Annotated in this window: 11 protein-coding genes; 3 read left to right on the plus strand and 8 right to left on the minus strand. The window is 57.0% G+C overall.

The window, feature by feature from the left end; genetic code table 11:
* Positions 1 to 3: 3 nt before the first annotated feature.
* Positions 4 to 1,323 carry a threonine ammonia-lyase IlvA gene (gene ilvA, locus BMZ01_RS03710; protein WP_092284552.1) on the minus strand — a complete coding sequence of 440 codons (1,320 nt, stop codon included), beginning with the start codon at positions 1,321 to 1,323 and terminating at the stop codon, positions 4 to 6.
* A 227-nt stretch (positions 1,324 to 1,550) separates the two neighbouring features.
* Here ilvA and BMZ01_RS03715 point away from each other — a divergent pair, with 227 nt between their 5' ends.
* Positions 1,551 to 2,693, plus strand: coding sequence for an ABC transporter substrate-binding protein (locus BMZ01_RS03715; protein ID WP_177180043.1), 1,143 nt, complete (start codon positions 1,551 to 1,553; stop codon positions 2,691 to 2,693).
* Here the strand turns inward: BMZ01_RS03715 and dnaE are convergent.
* Positions 2,690 to 6,247 (minus strand): DNA polymerase III subunit alpha, encoded by a 3,558-nt coding sequence (gene dnaE, locus BMZ01_RS03720; protein WP_092284727.1) that lies wholly within the window; start codon positions 6,245 to 6,247, stop codon positions 2,690 to 2,692. The two genes, BMZ01_RS03715 and dnaE, sit on opposite strands and share 4 nt — an antisense overlap.
* Before the next feature lie 87 nt (positions 6,248 to 6,334).
* Here dnaE and rarD point away from each other — a divergent pair, with 87 nt between their 5' ends.
* Positions 6,335 to 7,258: an EamA family transporter RarD gene (rarD, locus tag BMZ01_RS03725; RefSeq protein ID WP_092284556.1), complete on the plus strand. Its 924-nt coding sequence runs from the start codon at positions 6,335 to 6,337 to the stop codon at positions 7,256 to 7,258.
* On the opposite strand, the gene BMZ01_RS03730 is transcribed toward rarD, so the two are convergent.
* The 5 genes from BMZ01_RS03730 to lspA all read right to left on the minus strand — a co-directional run bounded on the left by BMZ01_RS03730 (position 7,255) and on the right by lspA (position 11,545).
* Positions 7,255 to 8,541 (minus strand): alpha-amylase family protein, encoded by a 1,287-nt coding sequence (locus tag BMZ01_RS03730; protein WP_092284558.1) that lies wholly within the window; start codon positions 8,539 to 8,541, stop codon positions 7,255 to 7,257. The two genes, rarD and BMZ01_RS03730, sit on opposite strands and share 4 nt — an antisense overlap.
* On the minus strand, positions 8,538 to 9,509 hold the full coding sequence (locus BMZ01_RS03735; protein ID WP_092284729.1) for a lactate/malate family dehydrogenase: 972 nt from the start codon (positions 9,507 to 9,509) through the stop codon (positions 8,538 to 8,540). Before BMZ01_RS03735 ends, BMZ01_RS03730 begins: the two co-directional genes overlap by 4 nt.
* 61 nt (positions 9,510 to 9,570) lie before the next feature.
* On the minus strand, positions 9,571 to 10,119 hold the full coding sequence (locus BMZ01_RS03740) for a hypothetical protein (RefSeq protein WP_177180044.1): 549 nt from the start codon (positions 10,117 to 10,119) through the stop codon (positions 9,571 to 9,573).
* A gap of 5 nt (positions 10,120 to 10,124) precedes the next feature.
* Entirely contained in the window at positions 10,125 to 11,051 is a 927-nt protein-coding gene (locus BMZ01_RS03745) for an RluA family pseudouridine synthase (protein ID WP_092284562.1), read from the minus strand.
* Complete coding sequence (gene lspA / locus BMZ01_RS03750; protein ID WP_395890762.1) at positions 11,048 to 11,545, minus strand: signal peptidase II; 498 nt, start codon at positions 11,543 to 11,545, stop codon at positions 11,048 to 11,050. The genes BMZ01_RS03745 and lspA overlap by 4 nt, the downstream gene beginning before the upstream one ends.
* A gap of 118 nt (positions 11,546 to 11,663) precedes the next feature.
* Between lspA and BMZ01_RS03755 the strand changes: the two genes are divergently transcribed.
* Entirely contained in the window at positions 11,664 to 13,316 is a 1,653-nt protein-coding gene (locus BMZ01_RS03755) for an ABC-F family ATP-binding cassette domain-containing protein (RefSeq protein WP_092284564.1), read from the plus strand.
* 6 nt (positions 13,317 to 13,322) lie between these two features.
* Here BMZ01_RS03755 and BMZ01_RS03760 read toward each other — a convergent pair whose 3' ends face one another.
* Entirely contained in the window at positions 13,323 to 13,907 is a 585-nt protein-coding gene (locus BMZ01_RS03760) for a WKL family lipoprotein (protein ID WP_395890767.1), read from the minus strand.
* Positions 13,908 to 13,955 lie beyond the last annotated feature (48 nt).

Genomic DNA, 13,955 nt, shown 5'->3' on the forward strand with positions numbered 1-13,955 from the left:
AAGTTAGACCCCGGAGACAATGAATTCATACTCCGGGGTGCCCGGCTTGAGCTGACGGGCATCCAAGGGTGAATCATCCATGGACTTCAGCAGGGTTTGAAGATCCTCAGCATGACGAAGCTCCACACCGACCAGTGCAGTACCGGTTTCGCGGTTATTGCGCTTGAGGTACTCAAAGAGCGTTATGTCATCATCCGGGCCAAGCACGTCAGTAAGGAAGTGGCGCAGCTGCCCTGGTTTTTGGGGGAAGTTCACCAAGAAGTAGTGCTTGAGGCCGCGGTGCACCAAAGAGCGCTCCATGATCTCGGAGTAGCGGAGCACATCGTTATTGCCACCGGAGATAATGCAGACCACTACCTCACCAGGCTCGAATTCCAGCCTTTCTAGGCCGGTGACCGAAAGAGCACCGGCAGGCTCAGCGATGATGCCCTCATTTTGGTAAAGCGCCAGCAACTCGGTGCATACCGCACCTTCGGAAACATTCAGCACCTTAAGGCGCTCGGTGTTATGGGAGATGATCTCAAAGTTCACATCACCGGTGCGCTTAACGGCAGCGCCATCAACGAAGCTATCCACCGAATCTAAGGTGACCGGGTGGCCAGCATCTAAGGCTGCTTGCAAAGAGGGTGCGCCCTTGGGTTCCACCGCGACGACGCGGGTATGTGGCGACATATCGGCCACGTAGCTGATCACGCCGGACAGCAGACCGGAGCCACCGCTGGGCACAACAACCGTATCGAGGGATTTACCCATGCCTGTCAGTTGGCTCAGGATTTCTGCGGCAACAGTGCCCTGGCCTACGACGGTATCGAGGGAATCAAAAGGTTCCACCACAGTGGCGCCACGTTCGGCGGCATCTGCGCGTGCTGCCGCGGCAGCTTCGTCGAAGCTATCGCCGGTGACAACCAGTTCCACCATGTCGCCACCATGGACGCGGATGCGGTCGCGTTTTTGCTTAGGGGTGCGGGAAGGAACAAAGATTTTCCCCTGGATGCCGAGGGTGCGGCAAGCGTAGGCCACGCCTTGGGCGTGGTTGCCGGCAGATGCGGCAACAATACCGGCGGTGCGTTGTTCTTCGGTGAGTTGGGACACCGCGTTATAGGCGCCACGGATCTTGTAGCTGCGTACGTCTTGGAGATCTTCGCGTTTGAGGTACACCTCAGCGCCGGTGGCCTCGCAAAGCCGGGGACAGCGTTGCAGCGGGGTGGGAGCAATGACCGCAGAAATTCGAGCCTGTGCGAGCTGAATATCGGCAGCGCGCACGGGAACGAAATCATCATGGAGCTGGTCAAGGTCCGGGCTAGAAGATCCGCTGAAGGTCATGGTCTGAAGATTCTAGTCGCTAAGGGTGTAAGCGCTAAGCAGAAGGCCTACCTTTAATCTCACGTGGGGGACAAAGATAGTCATAATCATCCCACCAAGTGAGATGGAAGGAGTGTGTTGGTGGCCTGGGCTTAGCTGCGCTGACCTAAACTTAAACCGATTGATTTCAGCCTCAACGCACAACCCGCACCCTCACGTGCATGAAGGAATGTGACGATTTGTCCAGGATGACCCAGCCCAAGCTCTCTCCGCGCTTCTTGCGACTCGGTGTTCTTGGCTTAGCAGTGGCCACTGCTTTAGGGCTTTCGGGCTGCGCTAGTGAATCAACGCTGCGCACTGCCCCGCCCTACCCGGATGTGAGTGTTCGGGGTGAAAAAGCAGAAGCCAACCCCTGGAAAGCACCAGAGGGGCTTAGTGGTGAGATTGATTTTTGGGCATCTGGGAGTACCCAATTAAATGAGGCTTTAGCCAAGCGCTTCACCGAAATCAGTGGGGTGAAGGTGAATCTGCGGGATACCACGGTGGCGCGGATTGTGGATGATCTCGAAGCAGCCCGCTTGGGGGATATGGACCTGATCTACTTGGATGATTGGGGTGCCGCAGCGCAATTTAATGAGCTGTGGGACAAAGTGGAGTTACACCCCGGGAGCAAACTCCGTGAAGGGTTTAGCGAAGGCCCCCTGGTGGCGCGCGATGCCAGCATCGCTTCGCTGCTCGTGGCCTATAGCACCTTGCCTACGATTCCTGGGGACTGGCAGCACTTGGTGGATCGTCCGGAGTATTTTCAGCGCATCGTGATGGTGGATCCGCGTCGTGATTCCATGACCGCGATGCTATTGGCAAGCATGGCTGATGAGTGGGGTGAGGAGAAGTTCTGGGAGTTCTTCGACCAGCTTTCCGGCGGGAAGATGCGTGTGGTGGGCTCAGATTTCCAAGCGCTTAATGATGTGCTGAGCGAAGAGCGCAGCATTGCACTGGGGTTGCCAGATTATGAAGGTCGGCTGCCGCATCCTGGGGGGAGCCCCTTGGACACCATCATCCCGGATGGTGGTTCAGTGGTGAGCCCGCATGCCTTAGCGGTGGCGAAGAATAGTGATAATCCGGAGGCGGCGAAGGCCTTTGTGGATTTCATGCTTTCTGATGAGGGCCAGGATATTGTGCAGCGCAATTTCACTTTGCCGGCGCGACAAGGGTGGGAGAACCTCTATGGCGAACCCTATGGGGTGATCAAGCAGCTAGCCGTCGATACGCCACGTGAGGAGCTCTATGCGCGCTCCCAGGTGCTTGCTGAGGCTTTCGCGCAGCGTTATGCGGACCGTTTTAGCTCCGCAGCTGTACAAGCCCCGACAAGCACCCCGGCTGCTAACTAACCTAAAATACCTGGGCCCATGGTGGCCTTGAGGTCACCAAGGATGCCGCCAGAGCGATCAACCCTGAGGTGTTCACCCAAGATCATGACGGTGGAATCCTCACCGTGGGTAAGTCGCAGATACACATCCGACTCGCCCTTATTGGCCACCAGCACGGACTTTAAGCGTGCAATGTTTTGCGGTGAGCATTGATCCGTGCGCATGGTCAGACGCAGTGGTACCCCATTGCCGCCACCGGGTCCTAGATCCGGTACCCGCATGTCATCGCAGAAGAGGCTGGTGCGTTCATCACGGATGGAGACATGGGCTTTGACCAGCACAATATTGTCTTCCACGATCAGGGAGCTGACCAGGGCATACACCTTGTTGAAGACCAGCAATTCCACCTGGGCGCCGTTGTGGTCCTCGATGGTGACAATCGCCCAGGGGGAACCATCCTTCTTAGAGAAGCGGCGGTCCACACCGGAGATAATGCCGCCGATGGTGATTTCGGTTTTATCAGGCAGTTCCCCAGAGATCACCTTGGTTAAAGGCGTATCCGTTTGGGCTTCCAAGGCTTCGCCGAAGCCATCGAGTGGGTGTCCGGAAACATAGAGTCCCAGCATTTCTCTTTCGAGAGCGAGCTCATGTTTGCGATCCCAGGTGGCATCAGGGATATCGACATTAAAGACCGCAGCACTTTCTTCCTCTTCCCCACCGAAAGCGGCGAAGAGATCGAATTGCCCCTTATCGGCGGCCTTCTTGGTGGCAATCACCGCGTCCACGGCATCTTCGTGGATCAGCATGAGCCCCTTGCGTGGGTGATTCATGGAATCAAAAGCCCCGGCTTTAATGAGGGATTCGGTTACCCGCTTGGAGCACGGTGCGGTGTCGATCTTGTCAAGGTAGTCCGTGAAGTCGCGGAAACTGCCCTTTTCTTTACGGGTAGCCACAATGGAGCTGACCACATCGGCACCGACATTGCGGATAGCGCCTAAACCGAAGCGGATATCCGAGCCCACGGCCATGAAGTCCTGTTCGGATTCATTGACATCCGGGCTGAGCACCCGGATTCCTAGGTGACGGCAATCTGCCAGGTAGAGAGCGGATTTATCCTTGTTATCAGCCACTGAGGTCAGCAAGGCTGCCATGTATTCAGGCGCATAGTGTGCCTTGAGGTAGGCGGTCCAGAAGGAGACCAGGCCATAGCCGGCGGCGTGCGACTTATTAAACGCGTAGCCCGCGAAGGGCAGGATCGTATCCCACAGGGTTTTAATGGCGTCCTTGGAGAAGCCATTAGACACCATGCCGGCTTCGAAGGTGGCGTATTCCTTTTCCAGTACTTCGGGTTTCTTCTTACCCATAGCTTTACGGAAACCATCTGCTTGGCCGGCGGTGTAGTTCGCAACCTTTTGAGAGATCTTCATGATCTGCTCCTGGTACACGATCAGGCCATAGGTTTCATCGAGGATTTCGCGTAGCGGTTCCTCAAGTTCCGGGTGGATACCTTCAATGGGTTTACGGCCATTCTTACGATCCGCGTAAGCCTCGTGGGCTTTCACACCCATCGGACCTGGGCGGTAAAGCGCCAAGGCGGCAACAATGTCATTGAAGCCGGTGGGGCGCATGCGTTTCAGCAGGTCCTGCATACCGCCGGAGTCCAGCTGGAAAACACCAAGGGTTTCACCGCGGGACAGCAGCTGGTAGGTTTCCTCATCTTCGACGGAAAGATTTTCCAGGTCCAGATCAATGCCGCGGTTCTTCTTAATATTTTCCAGGGCGTCACCAATGACGGTGAGGTTACGAAGCCCCAGGAAGTCCATCTTTAGCAGACCGATAGCTTCACAAGCTGGGTAATCCCAGCCGGTGATCAAGGCACCGTCATTGGGGCGCTTCCACATGGGGATGTGGTTAAGCAGCGGCACCGACGCCATAATCACCGCGCAGGCGTGCACACCGGCTTGGCGGACCACGCCTTCTAGGCCGAGTGCGGTTTCATAGATGCGTTGCACGTCGGGGTCGGTTTCAATGAGGTTGCGGACCTCACCGGCTTCGGCGTAGCGCTCGTGTTCGGGATCCATGATGCCGGAAAGCGGAATGTCTTTAGCCATAATCGCCGGGGGCAAAGCCTTGGTGATGCGATCCGCGATTTGGTAGCCGGGTTGCCCGAATTGCACGCGTGCGGAGTCCTTGAGCGCCTGCTTGGTTTTCACGGTGCCGAAGGTGATCACCTGGGCGATCTTGTCTTCACCCCAACGGTCCGCGGCATAGCGGATCATTTCACCACGCCGGCGATCGTCGAAGTCTATATCAATATCGGGTGCGGAGGGGCGCTCGGGGTTCAAGAAACGTTCGAAGAGCAACCCATATTCCATGGGATCGATATTGGTGATCGTAAGGGCGTAGGCCACCAGGGCACCAGCGGCTGAGCCACGGCCCGGCCCAACGCGGATGCCCACCGAGCGGGCGTGTTTGATGAGCTCGGCCACGATGAGGAAGTAGGAGGGATAACCCTTCATATCGATCACGGAGATCTCATATTCGGCGCGATCAATATAGTCCTGTGGGACTTCCTGGCCGGGGAAGCGCTCTTGGAGGCCTTCCATCACCTGGTGGTGTAGCCAACTGGTGGGGGTGTGGCCTTCTGGCACATCCGCGATTGGCATGCGGTCATGTGGGTGCGATTCCCAGATTTCGTCATAGTCGCCGACGCGCTCGGCGATCCACAGGGTGTTATCGCAACCCTTGGGGACCATGTTGTCCCAGATCTCGCGCATCTGCTCGGCGGTTTTGAGGTAGTAACCGGTGCCGTCGAATTTGAAGCGGTCGGTATCGTGCAGGGTTTTACCGGTCTGCACACACAGCATCGCTTCGTGGGCTTTGGCCTGGGATTCCAGCACATAGTGGCAGTCATTGGTGACCACCGGCGGGAGGTTGAGTTTCTTGCCGATTTCTAGGAGCTCATTGCGGACGCGCTGCTCAATATGCAGGCCATGGTCCATGAGTTCGAGGAAATAATTGTCCTTGCCATAAATGTCCTGCCACATGGCGGCGGCTTCGAGGGCCTCATTGAATTGGCCAAGGCGCAGGCGGGTTTGGACATCTCCGGAAGGGCAACCGGTGGTGCCGATAATGCCTTCGGCGTGTTCGGCAATCAGCTCGGCATCCATGCGCGGCCATTTGCCGAGTTGGCCTTCATAGCTGGCCATGGAGGAGAGATAGAAGAGGTTGTGCAGCCCGGTGGCGTTTTCAGCGAGCATGGTTTGGTGCAGGTAGGCACCGGAGGCTGAAACGTCATCGGATTTTTGGTGCGGCTCACCCCAGCGCACGCGTTGTTTATTGAAGCGGCTTTCGGGGGCGATATAGGCCTCAATACCGATGATGGGTTTGATGCCGCATTCTTTCATCTTGCGGTAGAAGGCATTGGAGCCAAACATATTGCCGTGGTCGGTGATTCCCACTGCAGGCATGCCCTGGCGGAGGACTTCCTCCGCCATCATGTCGATCTTGGCCATGCCGTCGAGCATGGAGTATTCGGTGTGATTATGCAGGTGTACGAAAGATGAGCCGCCCATGATGGGCAAGCATAGCGCGCGTGCTTCCACAGAGCCATGAGCCCCAGTTGAAAGCTGGTAGGTAGGGGCGCACTAGATTGATACGACATGATCTATGGCGTCCTTGCGTATCTTATGTGGGGTCTATTCCCGGCATATTTCCCGCTGTTGCTTCCAGCTAGTCCGCTGGAGATTCTTGCGCACCGTGTGGTGTGGACCGCTGTGGTCATGATTATTGTGTTGAGCTTTAGCCGCGGTGGTTGGCGGGAGCTCCGGGAAGCCTCCCTGGGAGCCTGGCTGCGTATGGGTACTGCCGGTGCGGTGGTGTCGATTAACTGGTTGATCTATGTGATTGCGGTCAACTCCACCCACGTTGCTGACGCTGCCCTCGGATACTTTATGAACCCACTGGTCAGTGTGGTGTTGGGGATGGTGTTCCTACGTGAACGTCTCCGCCCCTTGCAATTAACATCGGTTGGTATCGCCACGGTCGCAGTGTTGTTGCTGACCTTCTTAGCTGGCCATCCCCCACTTATTGGCTTGGCTTTGGCCTTTAGTTTTGGTTTCTATGGGCTGATCAAGAAACAGGTGGCGGTATCCGCGACGGCAAGTTTAACTGCCGAAACCCTGATTATTTCCCCAGTGGCCGTGGCCTATCTGGGGTATCTGAGCTATACCGGGGAAAGCACCTTCTTAAGCGAAGGTGTTGACCACACTGTGCTGCTGATTTCTTCTGGTGTGGTGACTGCGTTGCCGCTGCTCTTCTTCGGCAAGGGCGCGAAGCTTTTGCCCTTGGCGACCATCGGCATGCTGCAGTATATGACCCCGAGTATCCAGATGCTGTGGGCGCTATTTATTAACCACGAGCAGGTTGAACCAGCCCGCTGGGTGGGCTTTGTGATTATTTGGACCGCGGTGGTCATCTTCCTCTTTGACCTGTTTTTACAGAGGCGAGGAGAAAAACGCCGGCGGCGCCGCGATACCGGTGCGGTGGCGGAGCAACCTACTCCCCCGCCACCAGCAACCCATTAGGAGATGCTCAGAATCTCTGTACCGGTGGCATCGCGTACCACCGCGCGCGGGGTGTCGCGAATATCCAATTCCACCTGTAGGTGGCCTTCACCTTCTTGGTTGATGCTGCGATAGACAAGGTGCTCATTTTCCAGCACATCAATCTCGGTACGCGCAATATGCAGCCAGGGGTAGGTTCGGCGCAGGGCAATGAGTTGGTGATAGATGCGGCACGCATGCTCGCCTAGCGGGGAAAGCTCCTCCGGGGAGTCAGGCATCGCGGGACGGATTTGATCGTCCCCGCCTTCGCGTTCTTCTTTCAGCCCGGTATAGCCCTGTTCATCGCCGTAGTACACCAGCGGGACACCACCGACGGTAAAAAGCACTACCGCTGCCAATAGCGCCTTTTCTGCGCCAATCTGGGTGGCGATGCGGGTGACGTCATGGTTGCCGATGAAAGTCACCGGGACAAAGGAGTCGAGGAAGGCGTTGTGGCGGTCTAAGTTCCACTGAAGTTCGAAAAAATTCTTTTCCTTCAGGGAGGACCACAGGGCTTTCCACAGCTCATATTGGGTCACCGAATCCATGCCGGATTCTTCAGCGATGGCGGCGTAATCACCATGAATGACTTCGCCGTAGACGAAGACTTCAGGGTGTTCATCGCGAACCTGCGGCAGCACCTTGGACCAAAAAACCGGGGGCACCGCATAGGCGGCATCTAAGCGCCACCCGTCAATGCCGCGATAGCCCCAGTAGATCATCACTTCGCTAATGTGCTTAGCGACCTCAGGGGAATCGTGGTTGAGGTTAACCAGCGCACCATGGCCTTCAAAGCATTCTGCCTGCGGCGGGTCCTGCGCGTAGTCGATGCGGAAGAGTTGTGCTTCTTCGCAGTTCTGATCTTCCAAAGCCCGGATGAAGCTGGGGTGGTGTTCAGAGACATGGTTGAACACACCATCAGCGAGCACCTTGATGCCACGTTCATGTGCGGCGCGGGTAAAGGCCAAGAAGTCTTCTTCATCGCCTAGGCGTGGGTCGATACGGAAGAAGTCGACGGTGTCATAGCCGTGGGAGGCAGAGTCGAAGATCGGGCCTAATTGGATGGCGTTGAAGCCGAGTTCTTGGACATAGTCCAGCCAGGCTAAGAGGTGGCGCAGGCGGTGCGTGACTCTCTCAGCACCATCTTCATCGTGCTTATCTACCCAGGCATGGTCACCGCGGGTGGGTGCGCCGCAAAAACCGAGTGGGTAAATATGCCAGCCAATTAGGTGGCTTACCCAATCCGGGGTGCTGTGTTGACTCATGCGAAATTCCCTACTTTCGCTTTGCGCATGGCATCGCGGATAGCGTCGGCAGATTCATGAAGCTTGGTGATTTCGGTTTCATTAAGTGGCGGCTCAAGGCGTGCTTCTACCCCGTTGGCACCAATCACACAGGGCAAAGACAAGCTCACATCATCAATGCCAAAAAGTCCGTTAAGCGGTAGCGATACTGAGTAGACGCTGCGTTCATCAAGAAGCACGCAGGTAGCTAATTCAATGGCGGATTTAGCGATACCGGCGTTGGTCCAGCCCTTGCCATTGAAGACTTCGTAGGCTGCTCCGACAACCGCATCGGCGAGCTCTTCAAGCTCATAGGGTTGCCCACCAAAGGCTTCGCCGAGCTGATCATTGCTAAAGCCGGCGACGCTCACGCAACTTAAGGCCGGCACTGCAGATAGCCCATGCTCGCCGACCATGAATCCTTGGACACTGGCGGGGTCAATATTGTGGCGATCGGCGATGAGTCGGCGCATGCGAGAGGAATCCAGCATGGTGCCGGTGCCAAATACGCGACCTTCGGGGTAACCGAATTCCGTGGCTGCGATATGCGCCATGGTGTCTAAGGGGTTGGTGATGACAATGACGATGGCGTCGGGAGCAACCTTCGAGAGATCCCCCATCACTTGGCGAATCACCTCGGCATTGTGTGGTGCTAAGGCAGCGCGGTCCGGGCGCTCTTCTCCTTCGGTGGGAAGCATGGAAGGCCCGGCGGCGATAATGGTGAGGTCGATATCGCGGCAGTCTTCATAGTTGCCGTCGATGACGGTGGTGTTGCGGCGAGCGGGGGCGCCGGTGCCGTGGTGGTGGTCGAGAGCTTCGCCATAGGCGACGGAGCTATCTTTGTCGACGACCACGACTTTGGCGAAAAGTCCGGAGGCCATGGCTTCGGTGAGGACATAGCTGCCCACGTGGCCACAACCGATAATTGCTAAGGAATGTCCTTGTAGCACGGTGGTGCTCAAGCCTTTCTGCAGAAAATAAGGTGCGTATCTTCTTTAACTGTAGGCCGCTTTAGGGCACGCTGGGGAGCCCCGCGCGGGCAGGTGGGCGAATGCCGAAGCGACCCCAGGCAGCATCCGGGGCGAGCACCTCAATGCTGAAAACATCGGGGCTTGTAGCCAGTGCCCGCAAGGCATCCCCGGTGTCATAAACCATGAGTGCTTCGATCTGGGCTGGGGGTTCTAACCCCACGCGCGCCCACTCCCGTTCCAGGACCTGGCCTCGCGAAACACCTTCAGTGGGTTCAGGCAATGGGATTGGCGCGGCATTAGCCGGAACAATGGCATTGACGCGCTTCAAAGATTCGAGGGTCTTCCCGGCAGCTTCAGCATCCATGGGTTGACGAAAAGCGATAAGTGCATAGCCGGGCTCATCAGCTGGTGCCTGATCGAGGGTTTCTTGGGTGCGGGCTTGGTAGTCTTGGGCGCTTTCGTGCAGGTCTGGGCCCACCACATCACCGTTGGTGTGCATGGGTTTAGAAACGCGGTCGTCTTGGGCCAACCAAGCAAAGCCAGCGGCCAGGACGGCAAGTACTAGCAACGCCGCCAGGGTGTTCTTCATTTGCTTCATTGTTTGAGGACCTCCAAAGCGTGTGCAAGGTCATCGGGATAAGGCGCGGTGATTTCCATCCAGCGGCCATCTTCTGGGTGATGGAAGCCCAGTTCTACGGCGTGTAACCATTGGCGGATCAATCCGAGGCGTTCAGCTAGCTGCGGGTCGGAGCCATACATCGGGTCCCCACAGCATGGATGGTGGATAGCAGACATATGCACACGGATTTGGTGGGTGCGTCCGGTTTCAAGATGCACCTTTAATAAGGTGGCTTCGCGGAAGGCTTCGATGGTTTCATAGTGCGTCACCGCGTGTTTGCCATCAGTGGTGACGGCAAAGCGCCAGCCTGCTGAAGGGTGCCTTCCGATGGGTGCCTCAATGGTGCCGCTAAAGGGATCGGGGTGGCCCTGGACTAGGGCGTGGTAGGTCTTGGTGACGGTGCGTTCTTTAAAGGCTCGTTTTAAGGCGGTATAGCCGCGCTCGGAGCAGGCCACCACCATCACCCCGGAGGTGCCAACATCAAGGCGCTGCACAATGCCTTTGCGTTCCGGAGGCCCAGAAGTGGAGATCCTAAACCCAGCGGCTGCGAGCCCGCCGATGACGGTGGGCCCATCCCATCCGACGGTGGGGTGTGCGGCCACACCGACGGGTTTATTTACCGCCACCAGGTCAGCATCGGAATAGAGAATGTCCATTCCTTCGACGTGCTCGGCTACTGGGGTGAGGGATTGTTCTACCTCTGGGAGGGTGACTAATAGCCAGGTCCCGGCGCGCAGGCGCTCGGATTTACCGATTGCTTGGCCGTCGATGAGGACATCGCCATCTTCGGCGAGATCGGCTGCGCGGGTACGGGAGATACCAAGAAGTTTCGCTAAGGCAGCATCAGCGCGGAGTCCTTCGAGTCCTTCGGGCACTGGTAGTTGCCTGATTTCCCGACTCATGCTGACACCTCCTGGTAGCCGCGGCGGTATTCGGTGAGTACCGCCAGGATGTAGAGCACCACACCGCAGGTGATGGCGGAGTCGGCGAGATTGAAAACAGCGAAGGAGCCGACCGAGATGAAATCTACGACATGTCCGATGAAGAAGGCGGGTGCGCGGAAGAGCCGGTCAAGGAGGTTACCGGCAGCTCCTCCGGCGACCAGGGCGAGCGCACAGATCTGCCAGGGGTCTTTGAGTTTTCGGGCCGCCAGGGTTGCACCCAGGATGAAGATTATTTGGATGCAGGTAAATACCCAGGTGTAGCTGGTACCGAAGGAGAATGCGGCGCCTGGGTTGAAGAGGAGTTTGAAGCGGAACCAATCACCGATGATGGGGAGGATCTCCCCTTCGCTAAGGGTATTAAGGACCAGGGCTTTGCTTGCTTGGTCGATGGCTACGACCCCGAGGCCTAGCAGTGCGAAGGTGGTTAGGAAGCTGCGCTGTTTCAAAGTCACGTTCCCTATCTTCCCCCACGAAGGCCAGGAAACGCACACCGCTGCAGCGACACTTTAAACTATGAGATGAAGAAATCACTGATCTCACCCCCACCGTCTTAGGAGTCGTGCGCCCCGAATGAGTACACAGTCTGCTCACCACATCAAGCTGGACGCGGTGAGTTTTTCTTACCCTGATCACCGGGTACTCACTGACGTCACCTTTGCGGTTCCCGCAGGGCGTGTCACCGGTCTGATCGGTGAAAATGGTTCTGGTAAATCCACTTTGCTCAGTTTGATTGCCGGCACCCTCGAGCCGGATGTTGGGGAGATCACTACCCCACCGATCACCGGGTTTATTGCGCAGGAAGTTCAGCTGCCCTTCTCTGAACCAGCGAAACGGCTCATTGATGATGCGGTGGCGGAGCTACGTGCCATTGAAAAGCAGATCACTGAGCTTTCGGCGCATTTGGATGAAGAAAAATCGGCGGTGCGTTTTGATCAGGCATTGGCGCGTGCCCAGGAATCTGGGGTGTGGGAGTTAGATTCCCGAATCGCCACGGTGTTGGCTGGGTTGGGATTGGCCGATGTTGATCTCAGCACCCCTTTAGGGGAAATGTCGGGTGGTCAGCGGCGTCGTTTTGCGCTGGCTGCCTTATTGTTGCGCCCGGTTGATGCCTTGGTTTTGGATGAACCGACGAACCATCTTGATGATGAGGGCGTGGACTTCTTGATTGAGGAGTTGAAGAACTTTAGTGGCCCGGTGTTGGTCGCTAGCCACGACCGTTTCTTCCTTGATTCGGTGGCGGATCAATTAGTTGATTTGGATGCTGGTCTGGGTGAAGAAGGTGGCCATGGTATGGACACCAAACAAGGTACGGTGTTTTCCGGGTCCTTTAGTGAATACCTGCGTTATCGCGAGAAAGTACGCACCCGCTGGCAGGAGCTATATAACGCACAGGAACAAGAACGCCGCCGGCTCGCAAACCAGGCTTCGGTAACCGAAGATGATGTGTTCCATCATCATGAATCCAAGGGTGATACTGGGGCGAGTAAGAAGTTCCATGCTGATCGTGCGGCGAAAACCTTAGGCAATCGCTTGCGTTCGGCGCGTAATCGGCTGGAAGATTTGGAGCGTAATGCTCTTCCGGCGCCACCTGGGCGGCTGCGTTTCCATGGGATCCCGGAGCACAGCAAGCTCAGTTCTTTGGGAGAACCGGCGATTCACGCGCGCCGCATTTCGGTGCAGGATCGTTTAGATCCCTTGACGCTGAAGGTGCAACCCGGTGAACAGTGGTTGATTGAGGGCCCGAATGGTTCGGGTAAATCTACGCTGCTGCAGGTGATTAATGGGCAGGTGGAACCTGATTCTGGAGAGATTCGGATTCCGGAGGAGGTAACGATCTCTAAGCTGAATCAGGATGATGCCTGGGATGATCTGAGCTTGACTGCGGCGGAAATTTTTGAGGCCCACACCCCCGCTGGTGTGCCGGATCTGGTGACGATGGGCTTGATGAGCAAAGAGACTGCCGACTTGCCCTTGGAGCGTTTATCTTTGGGGCAGCGGCGCCGCGTGTCTTTGGGCATTATTTTGGCTTCCCCGCCAGATATTTTGCTGCTGGATGAACCCACCAATCATCTCTCCTTAGCGTTGGCGGAGGAGTTGGAAAAGGCTTTGGATGATTTCCCGGGCACGGTGGTGTTGGCAACCCATGATCGTTGGATTCGCCGCCGCTGGCGCGGCCGCCCGCGGGCCAAGATGATGACTCTCAGCGCGCGTGCGGAAAGCTAAAGAAGGTTATTGGGCGGGGGCTTCTTCAGCAGGTGGTGCAACCGGTGCCTCTTCAGCAGGTGCGGGGGCGCCACCTTCGGTGCACATGGCCGGTACTTGCTCCGGGGGCACGGTGTTGGTGATCAGCGTGCAGGCCCAGGATTGGGAGAGCTTCCACATGCCGTCTTGATAGATGAACTCCACGTTATCGGCGGCCTGTGCGGGGCGATCCGGGAGGGTGAAATTCACCTTGGCCAGCACGGAATCTGGGGTGTAGCCGGGGAGCACGGGGTCAACGACCTGAAAATCGGCGCCGGATTCTTGCTTGGAGGCCGTCATGGTCTCAAAGAGTTCCGGTGCGGTTTCCCCGGATTGCACGCTCTTGACCTTTTCTTCAACCGGGAGGTTGGGGTCAGTGGCCTTGGCGAGGACCTGGTTGAGGTCATCGGCGGTGGGCAGGGTGGCGACCGGGGCGGCCACGCTGGTGGAGGTGCTCGTGGTGGTGCTGGAGGTGGTGGCCGAATCTTTGTCCGCATCATTACCGCAGGCGCTTAAGCTCAGCGCGAGCACGGCGGCAACGCCGGTGGCCGTTAGGGTGTGGGACAGCTTCAACATATCTCCTCAGTGTCTAAACCTAATCCCAGAATGTTACACCTTGAT

It is taken from the genome of Corynebacterium spheniscorum (assembly GCF_900113445.1).
GTDB classification, from domain to species: Bacteria; Actinomycetota; Actinomycetes; order Mycobacteriales; family Mycobacteriaceae; genus Corynebacterium; species Corynebacterium spheniscorum.

Excerpts from the sequence above, each read along its gene's own strand:
- ilvA (WP_092284552.1), bottom strand. The coding sequence starts at position 1,323 with ATGACCTTCAGCGGATCTTCTAGCCCGGACCTTGACCAGCTCCATGAT.
- BMZ01_RS03715 (WP_177180043.1), top strand. The coding sequence starts at position 1,551 with ATGACCCAGCCCAAGCTCTCTCCGCGCTTCTTGCGACTCGGTGTTCTT.
- dnaE (WP_092284727.1), bottom strand. The coding sequence starts at position 6,247 with ATGGGCGGCTCATCTTTCGTACACCTGCATAATCACACCGAATACTCC.
- rarD (WP_092284556.1), top strand. The coding sequence starts at position 6,335 with ATGATCTATGGCGTCCTTGCGTATCTTATGTGGGGTCTATTCCCGGCA.
- BMZ01_RS03730 (WP_092284558.1), bottom strand. The coding sequence starts at position 8,541 with ATGAGTCAACACAGCACCCCGGATTGGGTAAGCCACCTAATTGGCTGG.
- BMZ01_RS03740 (WP_177180044.1), bottom strand. The coding sequence starts at position 10,119 with ATGAAGAACACCCTGGCGGCGTTGCTAGTACTTGCCGTCCTGGCCGCT.
- BMZ01_RS03745 (WP_092284562.1), bottom strand. The coding sequence starts at position 11,051 with ATGAGTCGGGAAATCAGGCAACTACCAGTGCCCGAAGGACTCGAAGGA.
- BMZ01_RS03755 (WP_092284564.1), top strand. The coding sequence starts at position 11,664 with ATGAGTACACAGTCTGCTCACCACATCAAGCTGGACGCGGTGAGTTTT.